Here is a 22,849-nt window from a genome sequence, read left to right on the forward strand (position 1 = left end):
CTCTGCATCATCAACCCATCATGGATAGGCGATCCGCGCCGGCACGCTGACCCGGATTTCGGTTCCGCCCTGCGGCGCGGACAGGATGTCGAGCGATCCGTTCAGGCGGCGCGCGCGTTCCCGCATGCCGACCAGACCATAATGCCCATCCCGCATGCCCGTTTCGGCGACCGCAGCGGGCAAGCCGACGCCATCGTCGATGACGGACATGACCACCCGGTCGGGCGCATGGCCCAGCCGCAGGATGATGGTGCCGGCAGCGGCATGGCGCAGGGCGTTGCTGAGCGCTTCGCGCACGATGCGGGCCATTTCATCGGCGACCGGGGCGCAGATCGGCCGGGGCGCGCCGTCAAGATCGATCCGCCAGGACAGGCGATCGCCCAGCATGTCCGCCAGCAGCGTGCGCAGCCGATCGGCCAGCAGCACCGGCTGCAATTCCTGCCGCAGCGAATGGACCCGCTCCCGGCTTTCGATCAGCACATCCTCCGCCCGGTCGAGCGCGCCTTCCAGTTCCTTGCGCGCGCCCGTGCCGCGCGGCAACTGCTCCACCACCGCCTGAAAGCGCAGCATCAGCCCCTGAAACCCCTGAAGCAGCGTGTCATGCAGTTCGCGCGCAATGCGCTCACGCTCGGCCAGTTGCGCCTGCACCCGGCCGCGCGCGCGATCGGTCAGGACATGGAGGCGCCGGCGATAGAGCAGCCAGCCCACACCGCCCACGGCCGCACAGCATAGGAGGAGGAACCAGCCCGTCTGATAGAAAGCCGGCGCGATCGTGAAGGACAGGGTCGCCCCCTCTTCATTCCAGACGCCGTCATTGTTCGCGGCGACCACGCGAAACTGATAATCGCCCGGCGACAGGTTGGTGTAGAGCGCCTGCCGGTCGGTCCCGGCGTCGAACCAGTCGCCCTGCGCGCCCTTCAGCCGGTAGCGGAAACGGTTTTCGCGCGCGTCGGTCAGGCTGAGCGCGGTATAATCGATCTGGACCCGCTTGCTGAGCGCGGGCAGCGCGATCCGGCCGCCTTCGATCGGATATTCCCTGCCATCGACGCGCAGGGCGCGGATGACGACCGGCGGCGGCATGGCGTTGCGCGCCAGCCGGTCGGGATCAGCCCGGACAAGACCCTGATCGGTGGCGAACCAGAGCCGGCCGGTCGCATCCTGCGCAAGGTCATTGGCGTCGAACAGATTGGAGCGGGCGCGATAATCCGCATCATGGCCGATCCGCTGATAGGCGATGGCGCGGCCGGGATGAGCGAAGGCCCGGTCCAGTGCGTCGCTGCGGATCCGCACGATGCCGGTGGCGCCGCTGAGCCAGGTCCATCCGTCGGCCGTGCGATGAATGCCGGTAAGGCCCGCAAGGTAAGGATAGGCGCGTTCGGTGAGCAGGGCCATCCGGCCGCTGCGGACCAGCGCCAGCCCTTTCTGCCCGCCAAGGAGCAGGCGATCGCCATCCCGCGCCATCGTAACGACCGCGCCGATCGCGGGCGGCGGACCGGGGAATAATGGGGTTTCCACGCCGTCGCTGCGGATGCGCAGCAGGCCATGGCGGCTCCGCGCGGCGATCAGGCCGCCTGCGCCGTCGCTGCGCAACAAAGTGATGGTGCCGCCGGCCTGCCCTGCTGCGCCGGATGCCGGGACCAGCCGGTCGCCCTCCAGCCGGTAGAGCCGGTCCATGCCGGTCCAGAATTGCCCTTTCGCATCGCGCGCGCAGCTGACCGACAGCGGCCCCTTTACTGGCGTCGTGCGGTGAACGTCGCCGCTGGCGTCCAGATCGAGCAGGAAAGCCCCGTCGAGGCTGATCGCCAGCAATTGCCGCGCGTCGCCGCACAGGACGCCGATGTCGGATTTTGGGAAGATCAGCCGGGGCGCGGCTGCATTCGGGCTGGTGCGATAGACGCCGGCAAGGCCCGCGATGAAGAGGCTGGTGCCGCCGGGCGGCGCGACGAAGCCCGTCACCAGCGATTCCGTGCCATTGGCATGGACGAGGCGCGTTGCGGCATAGCGATCCAGCCCGGTTTCGGTGCCGATCCAGATATTGGCTTCGCGATCCTCCAGCGCCGACAGGCTGAGCGGAGCGGGCTGGCGATCCCCCGTGCCAGCCGTTTCCGGACCGCCGCCCTGTGGCCGCAGGCGGGCCAGCCCGGTATTTTGTCCGGTGATCCAGAAGGCATGGTCCCGATCTATGGTCAGATGACGGGTGACATAGGGGGTGTTGACCGGCGCGAGGGCGGTTTTTGCCTCCCCCTGCCCCGTCGCACGGACGCCTTTGTTGTCGGCGATCCAGACCTGCCCCCTCCCATCCTGCGCCAGCGCGGCAAAGGGCGCGACACGATCGGGCAGACGATCGAACCGCGCGGCGCCCGGCTTTAGTCGGAGCAGCGCTGGCGGCAGGGCGACATAGAGGCTGCCGTCGGACGCGGCGAGCATTGGCCCCATCATGCCGTCCACCAGCCCCTGCGCCGCGCCATAGCGGGTCCAGCGTCCGTTCTGAAAACGGGACAGCAGCATTTTGCCGCGCGATTCGGCCGCGACCCAGATCGATCCGTCGCGCGCCTGCACGATCGCACTGACGCCGCCCTGCGCCGGCCAGGGATTGGCGTCGCGCAAATGGCCGCCGCGATAGACGGCGATCCCGCCAAAATCATAGCCGACCCAGATGTCGCCATTGCGCGCCGTCAGCAGCGCCGTCACCTGAAGCGACCGGCGCGGGTCATCCCGGTCGGGCAAAATGCGGTCGAACCGGACGCCATCGAACCGATAGAGGCCGGTCGACGCGCCCAGCCACAAAAAGCCGTCCCGGCCCTGCGCCAGCGCGCGGACATTGCCGGGCGCGCCGTCCTTCAGCGTCCAGCGCGTGTGGCGCATCTGGTCTAGCGCCAGCGTCGGGCCGGCGTGCAGCCCCGGCGCTGGCAGCAGCGCGGCCATCAGGGCCAACAGAATTGCGCGGTGCTTCATGCCGGTGGCGGTCACATGGAAAGGAGGACGCCCCTGCCCTAGCGCCCTACCGCCCGCCGCGATAAGACCCCCGATAGAGGGGGGCAAAGCCCCTTCCATCAGGGCTAGGGGAAATCGTGACGCATCCGCATCATTCCCCGCATGATGGACGGTCAATTTCAGCGCGTGCGATCGCCCGATCCGGCAGCGGCTGCCGCCGTCGACACGGCGCAGATATTGGCGCTGCTGGTGAAGGCCCGGCGCGCGATCGGACAGGATATGGCGCAGGCCGATCATTATCTGGATCGCGCCTGCATGTTGTTGCGCGATGGAAGGCCGGTGCGGCTCCCTGCCGCGCCGCTGGTGTCTCCGGTCCCTGATGCGCATCAGCCGTCGCCGACTGGCGGGCTGGCGGGATGGCAAATGCGGCAAGTGACGGCCTATATCGACGCCCGCCTTTGCCAGACTTTGGCGACGCAGGAACTGGCGCTGGTGACGAGCCTGAGCCCCGGTCATTTCTGCCGTGCGTTCAAGGCAAGCATGGGCGAAACGCCCCATGCCTATATCATCCGCCAGCGCATCCGCCGGGCGCAGATGCTGATGCTGGAAACCCGGCACAGCCTGTCGCAGATCGCCAGCGCATGCGGCCTCACCGATCAGGCGCATCTGACCCGTCTGTTCAAACGGCTGGTGGGCACGACGCCGCTGTTATGGCGACGAACATGGCAGGATAGGGAGGTCGCGGCATGAACAGCCGCCGGCTGGAGGCCTTCACCGACGGGGTGATCGCGATCATCATCACCATCATGGTGCTGGAACTGAAGGCGCCGCGCGGCGGATCGCTGGCCGATCTGGCCGAATGCCTGCCGCTGATGATCGCCTATCTGCTCAGTTTCGTGAATGTCGGCCTCTACTGGAACAATCATCATCATCTGTTCCAGCTCAATCCGCGCATCGACGGGCGGGTGCTGTGGGCGAACCTGTTCCTGCTGTTCTGGCTGAGCCTGGTGCCATTCGTCATTCGCTGGCTGGACGACAGCGCTTATTCGACCGGGGCGACCGCCGCCTATGGCATCGTGCTGGGGGCGGCGGCGATCGGCTATTTCCTGACCGAGCGGGCGATCGTCGCCTGCAACGGCGTCGATTCGAAGCTGGCGCGGGCGCTGGGCATGGACTGGAAGGGATGGGGAACGCTGGCCATTTACGGCGTCGCCATTCCCCTGAGCTTCGTCCATCAATGGATGGCGGTGGCGCTCTATATCCTGGTCATTGCGCTCTGGTTCGTGCCCGATCGCCGTTTTGCGCGGGTCGTGCAGCGCTAAATATCAGCCCCCGTGCGGCAGGGCGGCCGCCGGGTGGCGCACGCAGAGCAAGGTGCCCAGCAGCACGATCAGGCCCGATACGAACAGCGGCAAGGCAAGGCCTCTATGCACGACCATCAGCGCGCCGGCCGCAGCGCCGCCAAAGATGGCGAGGATCGCGCCGATGCGGCGGGCGAGATTGGGGTTCGCGCCGCCCGCCATGCTGGAATCGGCCGCAATGCCGGTGACGGTCAGGGTCAGGACGGTGGTGGTGAGATCGGGCACCTTGAGCTGACGAATGGTGGCGTTGCGGAAACCCATGGCGATGGCGGTCAGCGCAATGATGGCGAACAGGCCGGCGGTCGGCGCAAGCGTGGGCACATGGAAGTTCAGCGCCACGAGCGCCGCGATCCACAACAACGCCGCCTCGATCAGCGCGGCGAGCGTCAGCCAGTGGCGCAGGGGACGCTTGCCAAAGCCCTGCCCGACCCGGCCCGCGATCAGAGCGCCGAGGAAGAAGGTCGCCAGCGCCACCAGATAGGGCGCGACCTTGAAGCCCGGCGTCCCTGCCGCTGCAAAGCCCAGAAAGACGACATTGCCGGTCATGTTGGCGGTGAAGACCTTCCCCAGGCCAAGGACGCTGACGGCGTCGACCAGGCCGGTCGTGACCGACAACAGCAGGAGCAGGCCGGGAAGAGGGGAGGAATTTTGCGGGGCTGGCGGCATGGGGATGCTCCTGAAAGGTTAGAAACGGAAATTGGCTTCGAAGCCGGTCATGGCGATGGTTTTGGCCGGGCCGGTCTGCCGGATGAAGGCGCCCGGCGCGAAGAGAGACAGCGAAGTGGACAGTTCCAGCTCCGGCGTGGCCTGCCAGGCGAGGGTCGCTTCGGCTTCCTTGCCAATGAAGCGGGCGCGGCTGTCGCCGGCGGCCCGGATCAGATTGCCGGGTATATCGTAGACGCCGTCGTTGCGGGCGTAGCGCCAATAGGCCATCGCGGCGAGACTGGCGGAAAAACCGTTGCCCAATGGCGCGCTGATACGCGGATTGAGGCTGACGATGTTGGTCGGGCCGACGGGAGACAGTTCGCCGAAATATTTGCCCTTGGGGAAAAGCGCGTTGAAGGTTCCGAGCGTGCCGTCGCCACGATGCCGGTCGCCGCTGACGATGTTGAAGCGCAGCGTGGCGTCGGGAGACAGGGGCAAGAAAGGCAGGCTGCGGCCGACTTCGCTGCCCAGCGTCCAGGCGGATATGCGCTGGTCGCCATAATGGCCGAACTGGTAGACGCCCTCGACATTCCAGTGCCATGATCCCCGCACGCCATGGGCGCGGGCGCCGATGCTGTGGCGCTCCTCCCGCGCCGTCAGCCCGCCGAAGCAGGCGGCGCGGTTGCGGTAGCCCAGATAATAGAGATCGAGTTCGGGGAGCGTGGCGTAAGCGCCCCACAGTTTGCGCGTGTCGGAGGTGCGATCGTCGAAACTGTCGGGACCGGGCTGCACAGGATTGAGCAGAAACAGGTCGAGCTTGCGGCCCTTGCCCAGCGATACGCTGCCGCGCACGCCGTCGAAGGCCAGCGGCGTGTTGGGACCATAGCGGGTGCCGATCAGCCTTTCGGTGCCAAGCGAGAGCATCTGCCGCCCGCCGCGCAGGGTGACGGGACCGACGCCGACTTCGGCGAAGCCTTGCAGCATGTCGACGCGGCTCTGGTCGATCGGGCTGGCTGAGGGTGCAACGCCGACCGCATAGCTGATGATCGGCTGAACGAAGGCGCGGACATGCAGCGCATCGGGTGCGCCGACATGCAGGTCGGCATAGGGCATGGCCCGCGCCCAGAGATAGCTGTCGTCGGACGCATCGGCCCCGCCCCAGAGATTATTGGCGTAATTTTCGTTGCGCAGCCGCAGTTCGACGCCGGTGGACAGCCAGATGTCATCGCCCAGCGGGATATATTTGAACGGGCCGGTCCAGTGGTGGCCGCGCTTTTCCGCGTCGGCCAGGTCGGACCAGTCCTCATCATAGCGGGTGATTGACAGGGTCGGGGCCTGCCACGCCTCCGTCGTCTGCGCGGCCAATGGGCCAGATGCGCAGAGCGAGAGGGCGAGGCAGGCTGTTTGAATCTTTTGTTGGCGCATCGCTTTTTGCGGAAAACCGGTTCCCACTTTTCCGCGCGATGCTTGCTTAAGCACGGCGCTGCGCCTGTTCAGCGACGAGAGCGGCGAGGATGAAGCCGCCAATCAGGCCCAAATGCTCGAAAAAGGCATTTGTGGCCATGAAGCGATCCTGACCCATCGGCATCGTCCAGAAAGCATTAGCGGTGAAGGCGGCCAGCAGGGTGAAGACGCCCAGCATCCCCGCCCCCAGCCAGACCAACCGACCAGAAAGGATCAGGAGCGGGCCGATCAGTTCGAGCGCGATGGTGAGCGTCGCCCAGAGCGCAGGCGGGCTCATGCCGAAATGCGCCTGTTCGGCGACGGCAGCCGACCAGTCGGTCAGCTTGACGATGCCGCCCAGCAGATAGCCGCCGACCAGCAACAGCCGGGCGATGAACCATGTCGGCTTCCAGTCGAGGATAGCGTCGACAAAGCGGGGGTCGCGGACCGGGCGCATGTCAGTTCGCCACCGGAGCATGGACTTCGGCGATGTAACCGCCGGGGAAGCGCAGGATCGCGCTCTGGCGGCCAGCGACGGTCTGCGGCGCGACCAGCGTTTCGACGCCGGCCGCCTGTGCCTTGAGCAGAGTGGCATCAAGGTCGGCCACTTCATAGCCGGTCATGTCGCGGCCATAGGGCCAGGGCAATTGCCCGTCCGAAACGAAGACGGTCATCTTGCCATAGCCGCTGTCGATGGCGACGCGGCGGATGGCCTTGCCGGGCTGGCCGATTTCCTCGCCCTTGGCGGCGTGGTCGTCGGAGACGATCTTGCCATGGGCAAAGCCGGTCCAGTCGTGGATGAAGCGGTCGGCGACGTCTGCGGTCAGGTAGATGCGATTTTCCGGCACCGTGCCGAGCGCGGGATAGTTGGGCTTGGCGGTGTGCCAGTAAAGCTGCATGTTCACGCCGCCGGCCCATTGCACCACCACGTCGCGGCCGATGGGATCGGGGAAGGTGGCGATGCGGCGCACCGCGCCATGCTTCACCGCCGAAGCGACGGCGGCGTCCATGTCGCTGACCAGATAGCCGGTGCGTTCATCGCCAAAGGGATAGGGGATCGGCGTCTTGAAGCCGAAGACCGAGACGGTGCCGGCCGGGGTCAGCGCCAGTTGCGATTTGGTCAAGCTGGGGGTGGGCGTCACCTGAAATTCGCCCTGTTTGGACGTCTTGCCGCCGAAGGTCGCGACGAAGCTGGCGACGAAGGCGTCGAACTGGCCTTCGGGCACATAGACATGGGTGGTGTCATATTGCGGACCGACGGAATAATCGGCGGTGGCGGCCGGCTTTGCGGTTACCGGCGCGGCGATCGGGGTGGCAGCGACCATCAGGGTCGCGAGGATCATGGTGAAGCGGGTCATGTCTGTGGCTCCAATTGGTCAGGGGGCAAGACGGGTTTTAGGCGGCCGCCATCGCTCGATCGATCCGAATAAAATCGACCGTCATGTTCGAAATAATGGAATAGATGGAAACCGGCCCCTTCGGTGAGGAAGGGGCCGGAACCCGATCAGACAGCCCAGCAACCGCAGCCCAGCGATCCCCAGAAGGTCTGGACATCAGCGGCGGGGACATTTGCGCCCAGGGCAGCCGCATGGTCATGGCCATGGACGCCGCAAGCCGAATGGCAACCGCAGGCCGACGCCAGTTGCGCGCGGGCTTCGCGGGTCTTGTGGTATCCGCCAAAGGTGGCGACCGGCGACCAGTCGGGCATGGGCTTGGGCAGGTCGGGGGCGAGCGGGGCGTAATCCCCCTCACCATGGACCACTTTGCCGCCCAGAAGGGTCAGGACCGACCGGATATGGACGATCTGATCCTCCGGCACGGCGAAATAGTCGGCGGACAGCAGGGCAAGATCGGCCAGCTGCCCGGCCTTGATCTGGCCCTTCTTGCCGATCTCGTTGGAGAACCATGTGTTCTCATGGGTCCACATGGCCAGCGCTTTCTCGCGGCTAACGCGATTGTCGCCGCGATACAGCGCAAAGCCGCCAACGGTGCGGCCGGTGACGAGCCAGCTCAAGGATACCCACGGATTATAGCTGGCGACGCGGGTCGCGTCGGTGCCCGCTCCCACGGGTATGCCCGCCGCGATCATACGGGCGATCGGCGGGGTGCGCTCGGCCGCCTTGGCGCCATAGCGTTCGACGAAATATTCGCCCTGATAGGCCATGCGATGCTGCACCGCGATGCCGCCGCCCAGCGCCGCGATCCGGTCGATATTGCGGTCGCTGATCGTTTCGGCATGGTCGAAGAACCAGTTGATGCCCTGAAGCGGGGTATCCCGGTTCACTTTCTCATAGACATCGAGCGCGCGGCCGATCGTTTCGTCATAGGTGGCGTGGAGACGCCAGGGCCATTTATGTTCGGCGAGCAGACGGATGACGGGTTCGAGGTCGCCTTCCATGCTCGGCGCCATATCCGGGCGAGGCTGGCGGAAATCCTCGAAATCCGCCGCCGAATAGACCAGCATTTCACCTGCGCCATTGTGGCGATAGGTGTCGTCGCCCTGCCCCGGCGTCACCTGCTTCACCCAGCCGGAGAAATCGGCCAGCTCTTCCTTTGGCTTTTGGGTGAAGAGATTATAGCTGATGCGGACGGTCAGCTGATCGTCCTGATGCAGCTTCTCGATAATCTCATAATCGTCGGGATAATTCTGGAAGCCGCCGCCTGCGTCGATCACGCCGGTCACGCCCAGCGCATTGACGTCGCGCATGAAGTGGCGGGTGGAATTGAGCTGATAGTCCTGCGGCAGCTTCGGCCCCTTGGCTAGCGTCGAATAGAGGATCGTCGCATTGGGCTGCGCCAGCAGCAGGCCGGTCGGGTTGCCGGCGGCGTCGCGGACGATCTCACCGCCCGGCGGGTTGGGTGTATCCTTGGTATAGCCCACCACGCGCAGCGCGGCGGCGTTGAGCAAAGCGCGGTCATAGAGGTGCAGGATGAAGACGGGGGTGTCGGGCGCAACGGCGTTGAGTTCGGCGATGGTCGGCAGGCGCTTTTCGGCGAACTGATGTTCGGTGAAGCCGCCGACCACGCGCACCCATTGCGGTGCTGGGGTGCGATCGACCTGGGCCTTCAGCATATCCATCGCTTCAGCCAGCGTCGGCACGCCGTCCCAGCGCAGCTCCATGTTGAAATTAAGGCCGCCACGGATGATGTGCATATGGCTGTCGATCAGGCCGGGAATCAGGCGATGGCCCATGGCGTCGATGATGGTCGCGCCGGGGGCTGCGGCGCGGACTTCGGCTTCGCTGCCCACGGCAAGAAACCTGCCGTCGCGGATGGCGACCGCTTCCGCCACGGGATTGCTCCGGTCCAGCGTCGTCACCTTGGCATTGACGATGATCGTGTCGGTCATGGGGCGTTCCTTGGCGTTGGCGGAGAAGGGGGAGATGAGGGCGGAAGCGGCCACCCCAGCCATGGCGTCGCGGCGGGTGATCATGCGTCGCCCTTTTGATTGTTGGGCAAGCGACCCAGCACATGATCGCGGCATTCATTGCGCACGAAGCGGGCCAGTTCATGACCATCGGCCCAGCGCTTGGCGAGTGGGACGACCTGTTCGCCCACAAGGATGCCAAGCAGGCCGATCAGGGCCACCACCGGGGGCGCGGGCGAGCGCACCCCCAGCAGCGAATAAACGATGCCGACCAGAAGACCGGCGCCCAGAGAGAGAAGATAGACTTTCATCGCCGGTCTCCTGTTCAATGCATCAGTTCTGGATGAAGGCGAGGATGTCGGCGTTCAGCACGTCGGCATTCACCGTCAGCATGCCATGCGAATAATCTTCATAAATCTTCAGCGTCGCATTGGGCAGGATTTCCGCCTGCAACACGCCGGCATTCTTGTACGGTACGACCTGATCATCGTCGCCATGCAGCACCAGAGTCGGCACAGTGATGGCGACCAGATCGTCGGTCTGGTCGGTTTCGGAGAAGGCCTTGATGCCGTCATAATGGGCCTTGGCGCTGCCCATCATGCCCTGACGCCACCAATTGTCGATAACGGCGGGCTTCACGTCGGCGCCTTCGCGGTTGAAGCCGTAGAAGGGGCCGGCGGCGACATCGCGGAAAAATTGCGCGCGGTTGGCGGCGAGGCCGGCGCGCAGGCCGTCGAACACATCCATCGGCAGGCCACCGGGATAGCGTTCGGTCGCCAGCATGATCGGCGGCACAGCGCTGACCAGCACGGCCTTGGCGACGCGGCCTTCGGGCAGGCCGTAACGGGCGACATAGGCCGCGACTTCACCGCCGCCGGTCGAATGGCCGATATGGATGGCGTTTTTGAGGTCGAGATGGCGGGCGACGGCAGCGGCGTCGGCAGCATAATGGGCCATGTCATGGCCTTCGCTCACCTGGGCCGATCGGCCATGGCCGCGCCGGTCATGGGCGATGACGCGATAGCCCTTGCCCAAGAAGAACAGCATCTGCGCGTCCCAGTCGTCGGACGAGAGCGGCCAGCCATGGTGGAACATGATCGGTTGGGCATCCTTGCTGCCCCAGTCCTTGTAGAAAATGTCGACGCCATCGTCGGTGGTCACGAAGCTCATGGGGATGATCCTTTTTGCGAGAAGCGGGGGGAGGAGGCAGAGAGAAAACGGACCGGCGGCTTAGGGGAGAGAGGGGGAGAAGCCGCCGGCCCGACGCCAGACTTAGTGGCCGCCTTCGGAGGCGCCGAACATGGTCTTGGCGTATTTGATGCCCAGGCCGTAAGCGCCGCCCCACTGCTTGGCGATACCGGTGGTCGAGTCGTAGGTTTCGGTGCGCGCCCAGTCGCGCTGCAGTTCCAGCATATATTGGAGCGAGGTCATCGGCTTGGCGCCCAGTTGGATCATGCGCTGCACGGCGCGTTCATGGGCTTCTTCGCTGATGTCGCCGCAGGCGTCGGCGATGAAATAGGCGTCGAAACCCTGATCAATTGCGGAGGCGACCGGGCCGACGATGCAGACGCTGGTCCAAAGACCGGCGAACACGATGCGTTCTTTGCCGATGCGGTTCACTTCTTCGATCACGCCGGCATCTTCCCAGGTGTTCATGCTGGTGCGATCCAGCAACGGCTGGTCGGGGAAGGCATCGGTAATTTCATCGAACATCGGGCCGGAAAAGCTTTTTTCGGCAACCGTGGTCAGGATGGTCGACACGCCGAACGACTTGGCGGCGCGGCTGATGAGGGCGGCATTGTTGCGCAGCAATTCGGGCGAGATCGACTTGGTCGCAAAGCTCATCTGCGACTGGAAATCGATCAGGATGAGGGTGTGGTCGGTCGGCGAGATCAGGGACTTGCCAGGGGTCGGGGTGGCGGTGATCGTCATGGGTCGGCTCCTTGGATGAGGCAGCGTCTCGCTGCTGTGGTTGCAGTGTTAGTCCGCATGAATGATCCGAAACATTCTGATAAAATCTGTCGGATCATTCTATAAAATAGAAATGTCGGAATTGCCGGCCCCGGCGCATCGCATGCAGCATGGCAATGACGCGCCGGAACCGGGTGCCCGACGCGCGCAATTCTATCGCTGGCCTGTGGCGGCGTATTGGATGGGGCTGATGCGATTGCGATCAATCGAACGCAAAACGGGCAAGCGCCCTTGCGATCAGGTGCGGGTCAAAGGTCGATCAGGCCGCGCTTGATCGCCAGCGTCACCGCATGAGTGCGGTCGGTCGCGTCCAGCTTGGCGAAGATGGACTTCATATGACCCTTGACCGTTTCCTCGCTGATGTCGAGCCGGGCGGCGACCTGCTTGTTGCTGTTGCCCCAGGCGGCGAGCGAGAGGACGGCGATTTCGCGATCGGTCAGCGGGTCTTCCAGCACATGCAGCGCGATTGCGGTGGCGACGCTGGCGTCCAGATGCTTGCCGCCCAGATGCACGGACCGGATCGCGTCGAGCAGCTGCTTGCGCAGGCTGGCCTTGAGCAGATAGCCCCGCGCGCCCGCCCGCAGCGCCTTGATCGCGCGGCCATCGCCCGAATAAGTGGTGAGGACGATGATCCGCGCGTCCGGGTGCCGATTGCGGATCGCAGCAATCGCGTCCAGCCCTGGCATGTCGGCCATTTGCAGGTCCATCAGCACGATGTCGGGACGCAGCCGGTCATAGAGGTCGACCGCCAGCCGACCATTGTCCGCCTCCCCCACGATGCGCATATCGTCCTGCGTGGACAATACGGCGCGCACGCCTTCGCGCAGCAACGCATGATCGTCCACCACCAGCACCGATATGGGCGCCGCGGCGGGCTGCATATTGTGACTGAAGGCCGAGTCCGATTGCATCGGCGCAGCTAAGGCCGATCCCGGCGCGAAGTCCATTGTCAATCCGGCCAATGATGCAGGATATGCGCGGATGCCGGGTCGGCCCGCTTTGCATCGGCCGCGCGCAGATCAAACAACCATTGCATGCCGACAAAGCGGGCGGGATCGGGATGCGCGTCCATCGCGCGCAGGACGCCGGCCATCATCGCCCGGGCGGCCTGATCGATGCGGTCCGTCGGCCCTTCGGGCGCGGGAAAGCCAAGCAGACACGCGACCGAACAACAGTCCAGTTGCAACGCCACCCGCATGGCCACGCCCGCCAGCAGGCCCAGTTGCGCAGGGCCTATCGCCGCCCCATCGCCCATGCCGACGATCAGCAGCGACGCGCACCGGACGGGCGCCGGCGGCCGGGCCAGCACCAGCGTCTCGCCAAAGGCCCCGTCGAACAGCCCCCCGGCCCGCAGACGCGACAAGGCGCCCTGCAAGGCCCGGTCCAGCGTAGAGTTTTCCATGATCGGCGCGGCCTTCCCGACGATGCCCGGCATGCCCACGATCAGCAGGTCGGCATCGACAGTGACCGGATCAACCTGCCCCGCCCTGAAGCGCAGTCCGCGATAGACGCCCAGATCCCGCGCGTCCGTTCCTTCCATCAGCGCTTGTCCCTCCATCGGCGCATGCCAATTCGGTGCGCGCGCCCGTGCTTGTAGGAGCATAGGGACGAAGGCTGCCCGACGTCGCGGCGAGGCCGAACGGCTTTTGGACAATCCTGCGATATTCGAAGAGGCGGACAGGAAGGTCGCCACCCGCAAGGCAAAAGAAAACGGCAAGAAAAACAGCGCAACACGCTCTTTTCCTTGCCGTTCTTTTTCTTCCGCAAGGGAAGAAAAATGGTGCCCAGAAGAGGACTCGAACCTCCACGACCTTGCGATCGCCAGCACCTGAAGCTGGTGCGTCTACCAATTCCGCCATCTGGGCACGGGGTAGGAGTGCGCCTCTAACGGCGGCCTCCTATGCTGTCAACGCATTGTCCGCATTATTTTTTGGGTTTCGCAAAAAAGGGCGTTTTGGGGCAAAGGGTGACGTCTTTTGCAGGATGAGCAGCCGCATGACCAATCCCTCCCCCCTCACCTCGCCACCCCCACCCAGCTTCCTCGCCCGGCCCGATGGGTTGCGGCTGGCCTATCGCCGCAGCGACGGGATCGGGCCGACGCTGGTCTTCCTGCCGGGCTATATGTCCGACATGGAGGGCAGCAAGGCCGTGGCCCTGCATGACTGGGCATTGGCGCAAGGGCGCGCGATGCTGCGGCTCGACTATGCCGGCAATGGCGCGAGCGAGGGACGCTTTGCCGATGGCACGCTGGCCAGTTGGCGCGACGATGCGCTGCTGGCGATGGATGCGCTGACGCAAGGGCCGGTGATTCTGGTCGGATCGTCGATGGGCGGGTGGCTGGCGCTGCTGGTCGCGCTGGCCCGGCCTGATCGCGTGGTCGGCCTGGTGGGCATCGCCGCCGCGCCGGATTTTACCGAATGGGGCTTTACCGATGCGGACAAGGCGCTGCTGGCGACCGAAGGCCGGATCGAGGAGCCGACCCCCTATAGCGACGATCCCTATGTGACGACGCTGGGCTTCTGGCAGTCGGGCCAGCGATTGCGCCTGCTGACGGGGGAGATCGCGATCGACTGCCCGGTGCGGCTGCTGCATGGTCAGGCGGATGCCGACGTGCCGTGGGAGATCGCCGTGCAGACGGCGGCGCGGCTGCGTTCATCCGATGTGCAGACGCTGCTGATTAAGGACGGCGACCATCGCCTGTCGCGCGATCAGGACATCGCCCTGCTGATCCGCACCGTCGCCAGCCTGTTGGACCTTTTCTGATGCCCTTTTTCCTGCCGATCCTGCTCCAGACCCTCGATCCCGAGATCGAGGCGGTGATGAAGCGCAGCCAGCAGCGCAAGCGGGAGGAGCGCGCCGCCGCAGCAGCAGCAGCCGCAGCGCCCCCGCCGCCCGCCGCAAACGCCCCGGTGCGGGAAGATGGCCGCATCCCGGTGCCGGCCAAATTCGCCGCCCCTTTCCAGGCCTGCCTGGATCAGGCGATGGAATCGCCCGACGCCGGGGTCGCCTTCGCCCAGAAATGGCGGATCGATGGCGGCAGCTTCTATGCCCGCCATTGCATGGGGTTCGCCTATGCCCGCGCCGAACGCTGGACGCCGGCCATCGTCGCCTTCGAACAGGCGGCGGAGGAGGCCGAGCGCGGCAATGAAATGGCGCAGAGTGCGCGGCTGTGGGCGCAGGCGGGCAATGCCGCGCTGGCAGGCGGCGACGCCGCCAAGGCGCGCACCGATTTCGACGCAGCGCTGGCGCGTGGCCTGCCCGACGGCATGGAGAAGGGCGAGGTGCATCTGGACCGGGCGCGGGCGCTGGTCGCGCTGGGCGAGGTTGACGCCGCGCGCGATTCGATCGACATCGCACTGGCGCAGGCGCCCAAGGATCCGCTGGGCTGGCTGCTGTCCGCCACGCTGGCCCGGCGATCGGGCGACATGCGGCTGGCGCAGGCGCACATCGCCCGCGCGGTGCAATTGTCGCCCGACGATGCGTCGGTCGCGCTGGAGGAAGGCAATGTCGCGATCCTGACCGATCATGCCGATATTGCGCGATCCGCTTGGGAACGGGCGGTCAGGCTGTCGCCGGAATCACCGGCGGGCAAGGCGGCGGCGGACAATCTGACGCGCCTGCCAGCGGACAAGCCGGCGGGCTGACCTGCCAGCAAGACTTTGTCACGGAACCCCTGCCCCCTGCGGCCGGTTCGCTTATCTGCGGCGGGCCTGACAGGAGATAGCGACATCATGGACAGTAGAATCAAGAACGCGCTCGCCATCGGCCTGCTGGTCGTCGGCGCGGCGGCCACCAGCGCCTGTTCGCGCGGCGCGACGCGCGGCGGCCTGATCGGCGGCGCGGGCGGCGCGGTGGTTGGCAGCGCGACGGGCCTTGGCACCGCCGAGGGGGCGATCATCGGCGGCGCGGCTGGCGCGATCATCGGCGACAAGGATCGCTGCACCCGCAAGGAGCGTCGCCGCGGCCGGTGTTGAGCCGAGCGAAAGATCGACGGATTACTTCAGGTAGAAGTCGACGGTCGTGACGACGCGCACCTTTTTGTAGGGCGTGTCGCTGCCGCCGTCGCCGCCCCCTTCGCCATCGCGGGCGTCGATCGAGAAATAACCCTGGGTCGCGCTCTTGATGCCGCCCACGCCTGCGCCTGAATCCTTGGCGAATTGTTCCGCCGCCGCGCGGGCATCCTTGGTGGCGGCGGCCACCATCTGCGGCTTGACGTCGTTCAGCTTCGTGAAGCTGTAGCGCATGCCCGACCCTTCCTGAAGCGTGACCCCGCGCCGGACGAGATCGAACTGCTGCGCCACCGCCCGTTGCGCGCGGGCAATGTCGGTAGTGCGCAGCAACATCCGCTGGGTGATGGTGATGGTGTTGACGCCATTGTTGAGCCATTGGTTGACGCCCGCGCCTACAGGTTTCAGGTCATCGGCCGGGAAACCCAGACTTTTGAAATAGCCCTGCAATTCCTTCGTATTGGCGTCGATTTCGCTGCGCACGGTGGGCAGGTCGAAGCCGGTCGCCGAGTAACTGATCGACCAGGTGGCAAGATCCGCCGTCACATCCTTTTCGGCAAGGCCGCGCACCGTGACCGATCGGTCCGCCGCCTTGGCGCGCTTCAGCCCGTCGCCCAGCAAATAGCCGCCCGCCACCACGCCAAAGGCCAGCAACGCCGCGCTGCCCAGAAAAACCTTGTCCCGCCCATCCAATGCCATGCTGCTTTCCTCTTCCGTCCGGTGATGCGCGACCTTATCTTAGGGGCCTGTCTGCCATTCCAGAGATGAACCGTTGCTTTATGGCGACGAATGGAGTTTTCCTTGCCCAAATATCTGCACACCATGATCCGCGTCGCCGATGTCGACAAGACCAAGGCCTTGTTCGAACTGCTGGGCCTGAAAGAGGTCAAGCGCTTCGACAGCGAACAGGGCCGCTTCACCCTGGTCTATCTGGCCGCGCCGGGGGATGAGGATGCGCAGGTCGAGCTGACCTACAACTGGCCCGCGGAAGATGGCACGCCGGCGGAAATCTATGGCGAGGGCCGCAATTTCGGCCATATCGCCTATCAGGTCGAAAATATCTATGACACCTGCCAGACGCTGATGGACGCGGGCATCACTATCAACCGGCCGCCGCGCGACGGGCACATGGCCTTCATCCGCACCCCCGACAATATCTCGATCGAATTGTTGCAGGACGGGCGGCTGGAGCCGGCCGAACCCTGGGCTTCCATGCCGAACACGGGCCACTGGTAAACGCCATGCTGGAGGTCGTCCGCATTCCCGTTCTCAACGACAATTATGTCTGGCTGCTGCACGATGATGCGAGCGGGGAGACGGTCGCGGTCGACCCCGCCGTGGCGGAGCCGGTGCTGGCGGCGGCGGCGACGCGCGGCTGGACGATCGGCCAGATCTGGAACACCCACTGGCATGGCGACCATGTCGGCGGCAATGCGGCGATCAAGGCGGCAGCGCAGGCATGGGGCGGCTGCATCATCACCGGGCCGGCGGCGGAAGCGGAGAAGATCGGCACGCTCGACCGGACGGTGGGCGAAGGCGATACGGTGCGGATCGGCGACCATGTCGCCAGCGTGATGGCGGTGCCGGCGCATACGGCCGGGCATATCGCCTATCATCTGGCGCAGGATCAGATCGTCTTCGTCGGCGACACCTTGTTCGCCATGGGATGCGGCCGGCTGTTCGAAGGGACGGCGGCGCAGATGTTCGCCAACATGGCGCGGCTGTCCGCCCTTCCCGCCGACACGGCCGTCTATTGCGCGCATGAATATACGCTCTCCAACGGCCGCTTCGCCCTGACGATCGAACCGGACAATGATGCGCTGGCAAGCCGCGTCGCAGCAGTCGAGGCGGCCCGCGCGCGGGGCGAGGCGACGGTGCCGACCAGCATCGGCGCGGAGCGCGCGACCAACATCTTCATGCGCGCCACCACAGTCGATCAACTGGCGGCGCGGCGCGCGGCCAAGGATGCGGCCTGAGGGGTTTTGAGCAAGAGGGGGGAAAGATGAAGATCAGGATGATGGCGGGGATGATTCTGGCCATGGCCGGCGCGGCGCAGGCGCAGGCGCAGATGCCGGCGCTGACGCCGGAACAGGAAAAGCTGCTGACCCGCGAAATTGGCGACAGGGTGCTGACCGAAAAAGTCGAGTGCGTGCGGCGCTCCCCGATGCTCAAGCTGACCGTGGTGAGCGACGACCTGTTGGTCTATCGGGTCGGCAGCAAACGCTTCGTCAGCCGCACCATCGGCACCTGCAACGGCCTGATGAAAGGCGGAAAGCCGGTCATTTCGCTCGACAAGCCGCGTGTCTGCCGGGGCGATTCGATCGTGGTCGAGGATTTGGCCAGCGGCATTCGCACGGGCAGTTGCGCCATGGGCGGCTTCGCCCTCTATGAACAGCCGGCCAAGGAAAAGAAGGCGGATTAGCCTCTGCTCGGCTGACGGTTTTTGGCCTATGATGGCGTCTCTCAGGCGACCAAAGATGCGGAGATGTACAATGCGTGCGTGGATGATGGCGGCGCCCCTGATCCTGGCGGGCTGCACCGGCAGCTATGAGCCAAAGCCGCTGACCGACAAGCAGGCCGCACAACTCGACAAGGCGCTGGCCGGCAAGGTGGCGGGCGAAAAGGTCAGTTGCATCAACCGCGAGCCGCAGACCAATCTGACCGTCATCAGCAACACTGTGCTGCTCTATCGCGTCAACAAGAGGCTGGTCTACAAGAATGACCTGATCGGCAGTTGCAACGGCCTGACCGCCGGCGACACGATGATCGTGCGCAGTTTCGGGTCGCAATATTGCCGGGGCGACTTCACCACCACGGCCAATCTTCAGATCGGCATCACCACCGGATCCTGCGCGCTGGGCGATTTCACCCCCTATCGCACGCCGCCGGCGGCGAAATAGGCAACCCTGCAAGCCTGATACATGGATTAGCCGCGCCGGCCTTCGCCCCGGCACGGCTCCATGGCCTTTACGTGACATGACGCAACGCCCCTGAATCAGGTTCGGGGGGCGATCAAAGGCGCTGAAGGCGGTCCACACCGCCACCCATCCCGCAAAGCCGATCCGCTCCCGGCTCGCCGCGCGCGCCGCCACGGACGAGGCCGATGCCGCCGCCGCCCTGCTCGCAGCCCTCGACGCCGAAGAGGAGGCCGAGGACGACCTCACCGCCGCCAGATAGCGCCGATCCGTTGCAACCCGTTGCACATAGCTTGAAGGCTATGGACATGATATAGCTTTGAGGGTATATAACGACATGGCCTGGACGGTTCTCTACCATGATGCGTTCCTCCCCGAACTGGAGGCGTTGCCGGAAGCCGTGCAGGATGGCTTGCTGACGATGGCCGAGCTTCTGGTCCTGAGCGGCCCGACGCTGGGGCGTCCCCATGCCGACACGCTGGCGGGATCGAAGCACGCCAATATGAAGGAGCTGCGGTTCACGGCGGATGATGGGGTGTGGCGCGTGGCGTTCGCGTTCGATCCTAAGCGCCGTGCGATCATCCTGATCGCGGGCGACAAGAGCGGGGTGGCGCAGCAGCGGTTCTACAAAAGCCTGATCGCCAAGGCCGATGCCCGGTTCGCCGAGCATCTCGACACGTTGAAAGGATAAGCGATATGCCGGTCACGCATGAAGAGATGATGGCGCGCCTTCCCAAGGACCGCCAGGAGCGCATCAAGGCCCGTGCCGCCGAGTTGCACCGCGAGGTCGAGGGACTGAAAGCCCTGCGCAAGCTGGCCGAGCGCAGCCAGGAGCAGATCGCCCAGAGCCTTGGGATCAAGCAGCCCTCGGTGGTCAAGATCGAGCGGCAGACGGACCTCTACCTCTCCACCCTGCGCCGGTTCGTCGAAGCTGCTGGCGGGACGCTCGAACTGCGCGTGGAACTGCCGGGCACCGGCGCGTTCACGCTTACCGGCGTGGGCGAGATCGACGCGGCTCAGCGCTCGGCGGCTTGAGCGCGCCAGACGCTGCATCGGCTACCGGGGCTCTGTCGCAAATTTTGGATCAGGTCGCGGCTGGCTCTTTGAGTCGTGAATTATGCCGCGAGGCGGTCAAACTGATCGGCGAGGGACAGATTTCGGGCGTCGCTGCCGTTCAATTGGCCCTTGCGGATCATGTGGACCAGTTCGATACCGCCGAGGATTATGGTAGCCGCATGTTCGGACTTGAAGCCGAGCATCGGGCGAAGCCGGCGCTTGATGCGGCGATGGTCTTGCTCGATGCGGTTGTTCATGTAACGGCTCTGCCGAACCTTGAGCGGCAAGCTGTTCGATCTGGCGCGCAAGCGGGCTTCGGCATAGCAGCGCTGGTCGGCTTCCAGATTGGTCGGACTGCCGTCGATAGTTACCTGTACGGGCAAGCCATGACGGATGTAGGCCCGCCGGAAGAAGCGCGTCGCGTCCTTGAGATTGCGCGTGGCCGAAAACAGAAAATCGACCGTGGCGCCACTCTTGTCGATGGCCCGGTAGAGATACGTCCACACCCCCCGGACATTGATGTAGGTCTCATCGACATGCCATTCACCCATCACCGGCCGCTTGCGGACATTGAAGGCGTTAAGCAACTGCGGCGTGTAGCGCAGCACCCAGCGATGGATTGTCGAATGGTCAACCGAAATGCCCCGCTCGGCGATCATTTCCTCAAGATCTCGAAGGCTCAGCCCGTACGCCAAGTACCAGCGCACACACAGCAGGATCAACGCGCCTTCGAAATGACGTCCCTTGAACACCCGATTCCTCCGCAAATCCATCACCTTGGCGCAACCCAATACGCCAGGCCCAAAATTTGCGACAGAGCCGTCTGCAAAAGCTGAAAGTTTGATTATTCCGACTACGCCAGGATACGCTCAATCCTGCTTCCGTGGTGCTTCCGCGACAAAAACAGCACCGCGAGCACCCCCGAAGGCAAAGTCTAAGCTATTGTATTTTAGGAAGAAATGGTGCTGCCGGGGAGGATTGAACTCCCGACCTCAGCCTTACCAAGGATGCGCTCTACCACTGAGCTACGGCAGCACTCTGTTTCTTCGCCGAGGCGCGTCTGCGCTTCGGAGGTCGCGCCTATGGCCGCCTGCGCCGCCCATGTCAAGGCGGGTTGCGGCCGATGATGCATTTTGCTTATGCGCGGTCCATGGCTGAAACGAACGACGAGAAGAAGGCGCGGCTGGCGCAGGCGCTGCGGGACAATTTGCGGCGCCGCAAGGCGCAGAGCCGGGAATCGGCGCAGGAGGGAACGGCGTCGCCCCCTCCTGTCGATAGCCAGCAAGGCTGAGCCTTATAGCGGCGCGCAAGCGGCCTGGAGCCAGGCCAGCGCATCGCCTTCCAGTTGCGGGCCGACAAGGTCCAGCACGGCGGCATGATAGGCGTCGAGCCAGATGCGTTCGCCCTGGCTCAATATGTCGGTGGCGATGAGCGCCCGGTCGATCGGCGCGAAGGTCAGCGTCTCGAAGCCCAGCATCGGCTTTTCCGCGCCGGGGATGGCGCGTTCGCCCACCAGCACCAGATTTTCGATGCGGATGCCATATTCGCCGGTCTTGTAATAGCCCGGCTCGTTGGAGAGGATCATGCCGGCAACGAGCGGCTCATCGCCGCCGCCGAAGGTCGCGATGCGCTGCGGCCCTTCATGCACCGACAGGAAGCTGCCGACGCCATGGCCGGTGCCATGGGCATAATCCAGTCCTTCGGCCCAGAGATATTGGCGGGCAAGCGCATCGAGCTGGCCGCCGCGCGTACCCTTCGGGAAGATCGCGCGGGCGAGCGCGATATGCCCTTTAAGGACCAGCGTGAAGCGACGGCGCATTTCATCGGTCGGCGTGCCGATGGCGATGGTGCGGGTGACGTCGGTGGTGCCGTCACGATACTGGCCGCCCGAATCGACCAGATAGAGGCTACCCGTCTCGATCGGGCGGTTGGTCTTTTCCTCGGCCCGGTAATGGACGACCGCGCCGTTCGGCCCTGCGCCGCTGATCGTGTCGAAGGACAGGTCTTCCAGCAGGCCGGTATCCTTGCGGAACGCCTCCAGCCGGTCGGAGGCGGACAGTTCGGTGAGGCCGCCCTTCGGCGCTTCGACGGCGAGCCAGTGCAAGAAACGGCTGAGCGCCGCGCCGTCGCGCGCCTGCGCCGCCTTGTGACCGGCGATTTCAGTGGCGTTCTTGATCGCCTTGGGCAGGACGGCGGGATCGCGCAGCGACAGGATCGTCGCGCCGCCCTCGTCCAGCCCGTTGAAGATCGCGGCGACCGCGCGTTCGGGGTCGGCCACCACGGTCTTGCCGGCGAAATCCTCCAGCGCGGCGGCGAAGTTCACAGCGTCATGCACACGCACGGCGTTGCCCAGATGCTGGGCGACGGCTTCGTCCATCTTTTCGGGCGCGACATAGAGGTCGGCGGTCGCGTCGGCATGCACGATGGCATAGGCGAGCGCGACCGGGGTGCGCTCCACATCCTTGCCACGGATGTTGAAGGTCCAGGCGATCGAATCGAGGGCGGAGAGGACCACCGCATCCGCTTTTTTGCCGGTCAGCCAGTCTGCCATGGCCGCGCGCTTCTCTGCGGCCGACTGGCCGGCAAAGGCATCGCCATGCACGACCAGCTTGGCATCGCTGCGGGCGGGACGATCGGGCCAGATGGCGTCGACGGGGTTAGTGTCGACCGCGACCAGCGTTGCGCCCTTTTCCGCCAGAGCATCGGTCGCCTGTTTCACCCAGGCGCGGGTGTGGAGCCAGGGGTCATAGCCAATGCGCGCGCCCTGCCCGGCATGATCCTTCAGCCAGGCCGCAATCGAAGTCTGCGGCACGCTTTCATATTGCCAGTGCGCGCCATCCACCTGTTCGCGCACCTGAAGCGTATAGCGGCCATCAACGAAGATCGCGGCCTCCTCCGGCAGGACCACGGCGCTGCCGGCCGATCCCTGAAATCCAGTCAGCCAGGCAAGGCGCTGGGCATAGGCGCCGACATATTCGCTCATATGCTCATCGGTCAGGGGGACCACGAAACCGTCGAGCGTCTGGCGCACCAACTGAGCACGCAGGGCCTTCAGGCGATCTTCATAACTGGACATCGAACTTTCCCTGGATCATTTGGCCTTGGATCATTCCGGCCTCTTGCGCCGGCGACAATGTCGACAACATAGAG

At 65.1% G+C, this 22,849-nt stretch carries 27 protein-coding genes and 2 tRNA genes; 12 read left to right on the forward strand and 17 right to left on the reverse strand.

Translation table 11 applies throughout. The features are described from left to right. Positions 1–18: 18 nt before the first annotated feature. Positions 19–2,955 (reverse strand): sensor histidine kinase, encoded by a 2,937-nt coding sequence (locus tag ACFOKF_RS17405; protein WP_380797263.1) that lies wholly within the window; start codon positions 2,953–2,955, stop codon positions 19–21. A gap of 141 nt (positions 2,956–3,096) precedes the next feature. On the opposite strand from ACFOKF_RS17405, the gene ACFOKF_RS17410 reads away from it, so the two are divergent. Next, on the forward strand, positions 3,097–3,684 hold the full coding sequence (locus ACFOKF_RS17410; protein ID WP_380797264.1) for a helix-turn-helix domain-containing protein: 588 nt from the start codon (positions 3,097–3,099) through the stop codon (positions 3,682–3,684). Next, positions 3,681–4,256: a TMEM175 family protein gene (locus ACFOKF_RS17415; protein WP_380797266.1), complete on the forward strand. Its 576-nt coding sequence runs from the start codon at positions 3,681–3,683 to the stop codon at positions 4,254–4,256. The genes ACFOKF_RS17410 and ACFOKF_RS17415 overlap by 4 nt, the downstream gene beginning before the upstream one ends. Positions 4,257–4,259: 3 nt before the next feature. Here ACFOKF_RS17415 and ACFOKF_RS17420 read toward each other — a convergent pair whose 3' ends face one another. The 11 genes from ACFOKF_RS17420 to ACFOKF_RS17470 all read right to left on the reverse strand — a co-directional run bounded on the left by ACFOKF_RS17420 (position 4,260) and on the right by ACFOKF_RS17470 (position 13,586). Beyond that, entirely contained in the window at positions 4,260–4,961 is a 702-nt protein-coding gene (locus tag ACFOKF_RS17420; protein ID WP_380797267.1) for a YoaK family protein, read from the reverse strand. Between the two features lie 18 nt (positions 4,962–4,979). Continuing rightward, positions 4,980–6,365 (reverse strand): alginate export family protein, encoded by a 1,386-nt coding sequence (locus ACFOKF_RS17425; protein ID WP_380797268.1) that lies wholly within the window; start codon positions 6,363–6,365, stop codon positions 4,980–4,982. A gap of 46 nt (positions 6,366–6,411) precedes the next feature. Continuing rightward, positions 6,412–6,840 carry a DoxX family protein gene (locus tag ACFOKF_RS17430; RefSeq protein WP_380797270.1) on the reverse strand — a complete coding sequence of 143 codons (429 nt, stop codon included), beginning with the start codon at positions 6,838–6,840 and terminating at the stop codon, positions 6,412–6,414. Position 6,841: 1 nt separating this feature from the next. Then, complete coding sequence (locus ACFOKF_RS17435) at positions 6,842–7,741, reverse strand: VOC family protein (RefSeq protein ID WP_380797272.1); 900 nt, start codon at positions 7,739–7,741, stop codon at positions 6,842–6,844. A gap of 146 nt (positions 7,742–7,887) precedes the next feature. Continuing rightward, complete coding sequence (locus tag ACFOKF_RS17440) at positions 7,888–9,732, reverse strand: amidohydrolase (RefSeq protein WP_380797860.1); 1,845 nt, start codon at positions 9,730–9,732, stop codon at positions 7,888–7,890. Between the two features lie 80 nt (positions 9,733–9,812). Beyond that, a complete protein-coding gene (locus ACFOKF_RS17445) occupies positions 9,813–10,061 on the reverse strand; it encodes a XapX domain-containing protein (protein WP_380797273.1) in 249 nt (82 codons plus the stop codon). 22 nt (positions 10,062–10,083) lie between these two features. Then, entirely contained in the window at positions 10,084–10,920 is an 837-nt protein-coding gene (locus ACFOKF_RS17450; protein ID WP_380797275.1) for an alpha/beta fold hydrolase, read from the reverse strand. 102 nt (positions 10,921–11,022) lie between these two features. Beyond that, positions 11,023–11,682, reverse strand: coding sequence for a hydrolase (locus tag ACFOKF_RS17455; RefSeq protein WP_380797276.1), 660 nt, complete (start codon positions 11,680–11,682; stop codon positions 11,023–11,025). A gap of 287 nt (positions 11,683–11,969) precedes the next feature. Further along, a complete protein-coding gene (locus tag ACFOKF_RS17460; protein WP_380797861.1) occupies positions 11,970–12,632 on the reverse strand; it encodes a response regulator in 663 nt (220 codons plus the stop codon). A gap of 38 nt (positions 12,633–12,670) precedes the next feature. Then, positions 12,671–13,261, reverse strand: a complete 591-nt coding sequence (locus tag ACFOKF_RS17465) for a M17 family peptidase N-terminal domain-containing protein (protein ID WP_380797278.1) — start codon at positions 13,259–13,261, stop codon at positions 12,671–12,673. 238 nt (positions 13,262–13,499) lie between these two features. Beyond that, positions 13,500–13,586 (reverse strand) — tRNA-Leu (locus ACFOKF_RS17470). Positions 13,587–13,716: 130 nt separating this feature from the next. Between ACFOKF_RS17470 and ACFOKF_RS17475 the strand changes: the two genes are divergently transcribed. The 3 genes from ACFOKF_RS17475 (at position 13,717) to ACFOKF_RS17485 (ending at position 15,695) form a co-directional block, all read left to right on the forward strand. Beyond that, entirely contained in the window at positions 13,717–14,484 is a 768-nt protein-coding gene (locus ACFOKF_RS17475; protein WP_380797279.1) for an alpha/beta fold hydrolase, read from the forward strand. Continuing rightward, a complete protein-coding gene (locus tag ACFOKF_RS17480) occupies positions 14,484–15,365 on the forward strand; it encodes a tetratricopeptide repeat protein (RefSeq protein WP_380797281.1) in 882 nt (293 codons plus the stop codon). Before ACFOKF_RS17475 ends, ACFOKF_RS17480 begins: the two co-directional genes overlap by 1 nt. An 87-nt stretch (positions 15,366–15,452) precedes the next feature. Beyond that, positions 15,453–15,695, forward strand: coding sequence for a hypothetical protein (locus ACFOKF_RS17485; RefSeq protein WP_380797283.1), 243 nt, complete (start codon positions 15,453–15,455; stop codon positions 15,693–15,695). Positions 15,696–15,716: 21 nt separating this feature from the next. On the opposite strand, the gene ACFOKF_RS17490 is transcribed toward ACFOKF_RS17485, so the two are convergent. Further along, complete coding sequence (locus tag ACFOKF_RS17490; protein WP_380797284.1) at positions 15,717–16,427, reverse strand: SIMPL domain-containing protein; 711 nt, start codon at positions 16,425–16,427, stop codon at positions 15,717–15,719. A gap of 102 nt (positions 16,428–16,529) precedes the next feature. On the opposite strand from ACFOKF_RS17490, the gene ACFOKF_RS17495 reads away from it, so the two are divergent. The 4 genes from ACFOKF_RS17495 to ACFOKF_RS17510 all read left to right on the forward strand — a co-directional run bounded on the left by ACFOKF_RS17495 (position 16,530) and on the right by ACFOKF_RS17510 (position 18,628). Then, positions 16,530–16,964: a VOC family protein gene (locus ACFOKF_RS17495; protein WP_298401183.1), complete on the forward strand. Its 435-nt coding sequence runs from the start codon at positions 16,530–16,532 to the stop codon at positions 16,962–16,964. A gap of 5 nt (positions 16,965–16,969) precedes the next feature. Then, a complete protein-coding gene (gene gloB / locus ACFOKF_RS17500) occupies positions 16,970–17,704 on the forward strand; it encodes a hydroxyacylglutathione hydrolase (protein WP_380797285.1) in 735 nt (244 codons plus the stop codon). A 26-nt stretch (positions 17,705–17,730) separates the two neighbouring features. Further along, positions 17,731–18,150, forward strand: coding sequence for a hypothetical protein (locus ACFOKF_RS17505; RefSeq protein ID WP_380797286.1), 420 nt, complete (start codon positions 17,731–17,733; stop codon positions 18,148–18,150). 70 nt (positions 18,151–18,220) lie between these two features. Then, positions 18,221–18,628, forward strand: a complete 408-nt coding sequence (locus tag ACFOKF_RS17510) for a hypothetical protein (RefSeq protein ID WP_380797287.1) — start codon at positions 18,221–18,223, stop codon at positions 18,626–18,628. 112 nt (positions 18,629–18,740) lie between these two features. Here the strand turns inward: ACFOKF_RS17510 and ACFOKF_RS17515 are convergent, their stop codons facing one another. Next, positions 18,741–18,953 carry a hypothetical protein gene (locus ACFOKF_RS17515; protein WP_380797288.1) on the reverse strand — a complete coding sequence of 71 codons (213 nt, stop codon included), beginning with the start codon at positions 18,951–18,953 and terminating at the stop codon, positions 18,741–18,743. A 27-nt stretch (positions 18,954–18,980) separates the two neighbouring features. Between ACFOKF_RS17515 and ACFOKF_RS17520 the strand changes: the two genes are divergently transcribed. Both ACFOKF_RS17520 and ACFOKF_RS17525 read left to right on the forward strand, forming a co-directional pair. Beyond that, positions 18,981–19,334, forward strand: coding sequence for a type II toxin-antitoxin system RelE/ParE family toxin (locus ACFOKF_RS17520; protein WP_380797289.1), 354 nt, complete (start codon positions 18,981–18,983; stop codon positions 19,332–19,334). Positions 19,335–19,339: 5 nt separating this feature from the next. Next, positions 19,340–19,678, forward strand: a complete 339-nt coding sequence (locus ACFOKF_RS17525; RefSeq protein ID WP_380797290.1) for an XRE family transcriptional regulator — start codon at positions 19,340–19,342, stop codon at positions 19,676–19,678. An 80-nt stretch (positions 19,679–19,758) separates the two neighbouring features. On the opposite strand, the gene ACFOKF_RS17530 is transcribed toward ACFOKF_RS17525, so the two are convergent. Both ACFOKF_RS17530 and ACFOKF_RS17535 read right to left on the reverse strand, forming a co-directional pair. Beyond that, positions 19,759–20,472, reverse strand: coding sequence for an IS6 family transposase (locus ACFOKF_RS17530; RefSeq protein ID WP_380797863.1), 714 nt, complete (start codon positions 20,470–20,472; stop codon positions 19,759–19,761). Positions 20,473–20,659: 187 nt separating this feature from the next. Further along, positions 20,660–20,734, reverse strand: a tRNA-Thr gene (locus tag ACFOKF_RS17535). A 115-nt stretch (positions 20,735–20,849) separates the two neighbouring features. On the opposite strand from ACFOKF_RS17535, the gene ACFOKF_RS17540 reads away from it, so the two are divergent. Continuing rightward, a complete protein-coding gene (locus tag ACFOKF_RS17540) occupies positions 20,850–20,990 on the forward strand; it encodes a hypothetical protein (RefSeq protein WP_380797889.1) in 141 nt (46 codons plus the stop codon). Positions 20,991–20,993: 3 nt separating this feature from the next. Here ACFOKF_RS17540 and ACFOKF_RS17545 read toward each other — a convergent pair whose 3' ends face one another. Beyond that, entirely contained in the window at positions 20,994–22,775 is a 1,782-nt protein-coding gene (locus ACFOKF_RS17545) for an aminopeptidase P family protein (protein ID WP_380797292.1), read from the reverse strand. Between the last annotated feature and the right edge of the window lie 74 nt (positions 22,776–22,849).

This window comes from Sphingobium rhizovicinum, from assembly GCF_042647625.1.
Taxonomy (GTDB): domain Bacteria; phylum Pseudomonadota; class Alphaproteobacteria; order Sphingomonadales; family Sphingomonadaceae; genus Sphingobium; species Sphingobium rhizovicinum.

Excerpts from the sequence above, each read along its gene's own strand:
- ACFOKF_RS17405 (WP_380797263.1), bottom strand. The coding sequence starts at position 2,955 with ATGAAGCACCGCGCAATTCTGTTGGCCCTGATGGCCGCGCTGCTGCCA.
- ACFOKF_RS17410 (WP_380797264.1), top strand. The coding sequence starts at position 3,097 with ATGATGGACGGTCAATTTCAGCGCGTGCGATCGCCCGATCCGGCAGCG.
- ACFOKF_RS17415 (WP_380797266.1), top strand. The coding sequence starts at position 3,681 with ATGAACAGCCGCCGGCTGGAGGCCTTCACCGACGGGGTGATCGCGATC.
- ACFOKF_RS17420 (WP_380797267.1), bottom strand. The coding sequence starts at position 4,961 with ATGCCGCCAGCCCCGCAAAATTCCTCCCCTCTTCCCGGCCTGCTCCTG.
- ACFOKF_RS17425 (WP_380797268.1), bottom strand. The coding sequence starts at position 6,365 with ATGCGCCAACAAAAGATTCAAACAGCCTGCCTCGCCCTCTCGCTCTGC.
- ACFOKF_RS17430 (WP_380797270.1), bottom strand. The coding sequence starts at position 6,840 with ATGCGCCCGGTCCGCGACCCCCGCTTTGTCGACGCTATCCTCGACTGG.
- ACFOKF_RS17435 (WP_380797272.1), bottom strand. The coding sequence starts at position 7,741 with ATGACCCGCTTCACCATGATCCTCGCGACCCTGATGGTCGCTGCCACC.
- ACFOKF_RS17440 (WP_380797860.1), bottom strand. The coding sequence starts at position 9,732 with ATGACCGACACGATCATCGTCAATGCCAAGGTGACGACGCTGGACCGG.
- ACFOKF_RS17445 (WP_380797273.1), bottom strand. The coding sequence starts at position 10,061 with ATGAAAGTCTATCTTCTCTCTCTGGGCGCCGGTCTTCTGGTCGGCATC.
- ACFOKF_RS17450 (WP_380797275.1), bottom strand. The coding sequence starts at position 10,920 with ATGAGCTTCGTGACCACCGACGATGGCGTCGACATTTTCTACAAGGAC.
- ACFOKF_RS17455 (WP_380797276.1), bottom strand. The coding sequence starts at position 11,682 with ATGACGATCACCGCCACCCCGACCCCTGGCAAGTCCCTGATCTCGCCG.
- ACFOKF_RS17460 (WP_380797861.1), bottom strand. The coding sequence starts at position 12,632 with ATGCAATCGGACTCGGCCTTCAGTCACAATATGCAGCCCGCCGCGGCG.
- ACFOKF_RS17465 (WP_380797278.1), bottom strand. The coding sequence starts at position 13,261 with ATGGAAGGAACGGACGCGCGGGATCTGGGCGTCTATCGCGGACTGCGC.
- ACFOKF_RS17475 (WP_380797279.1), top strand. The coding sequence starts at position 13,717 with ATGACCAATCCCTCCCCCCTCACCTCGCCACCCCCACCCAGCTTCCTC.
- ACFOKF_RS17480 (WP_380797281.1), top strand. The coding sequence starts at position 14,484 with ATGCCCTTTTTCCTGCCGATCCTGCTCCAGACCCTCGATCCCGAGATC.
- ACFOKF_RS17485 (WP_380797283.1), top strand. The coding sequence starts at position 15,453 with ATGGACAGTAGAATCAAGAACGCGCTCGCCATCGGCCTGCTGGTCGTC.
- ACFOKF_RS17490 (WP_380797284.1), bottom strand. The coding sequence starts at position 16,427 with ATGGCATTGGATGGGCGGGACAAGGTTTTTCTGGGCAGCGCGGCGTTG.
- gloB (WP_380797285.1), top strand. The coding sequence starts at position 16,970 with ATGCTGGAGGTCGTCCGCATTCCCGTTCTCAACGACAATTATGTCTGG.
- ACFOKF_RS17505 (WP_380797286.1), top strand. The coding sequence starts at position 17,731 with ATGAAGATCAGGATGATGGCGGGGATGATTCTGGCCATGGCCGGCGCG.
- ACFOKF_RS17510 (WP_380797287.1), top strand. The coding sequence starts at position 18,221 with ATGCGTGCGTGGATGATGGCGGCGCCCCTGATCCTGGCGGGCTGCACC.
- ACFOKF_RS17515 (WP_380797288.1), bottom strand. The coding sequence starts at position 18,953 with ATGTCCATAGCCTTCAAGCTATGTGCAACGGGTTGCAACGGATCGGCG.
- ACFOKF_RS17520 (WP_380797289.1), top strand. The coding sequence starts at position 18,981 with ATGGCCTGGACGGTTCTCTACCATGATGCGTTCCTCCCCGAACTGGAG.
- ACFOKF_RS17525 (WP_380797290.1), top strand. The coding sequence starts at position 19,340 with ATGCCGGTCACGCATGAAGAGATGATGGCGCGCCTTCCCAAGGACCGC.
- ACFOKF_RS17530 (WP_380797863.1), bottom strand. The coding sequence starts at position 20,472 with ATGGATTTGCGGAGGAATCGGGTGTTCAAGGGACGTCATTTCGAAGGC.
- ACFOKF_RS17540 (WP_380797889.1), top strand. The coding sequence starts at position 20,850 with ATGGCTGAAACGAACGACGAGAAGAAGGCGCGGCTGGCGCAGGCGCTG.
- ACFOKF_RS17545 (WP_380797292.1), bottom strand. The coding sequence starts at position 22,775 with ATGTCCAGTTATGAAGATCGCCTGAAGGCCCTGCGTGCTCAGTTGGTG.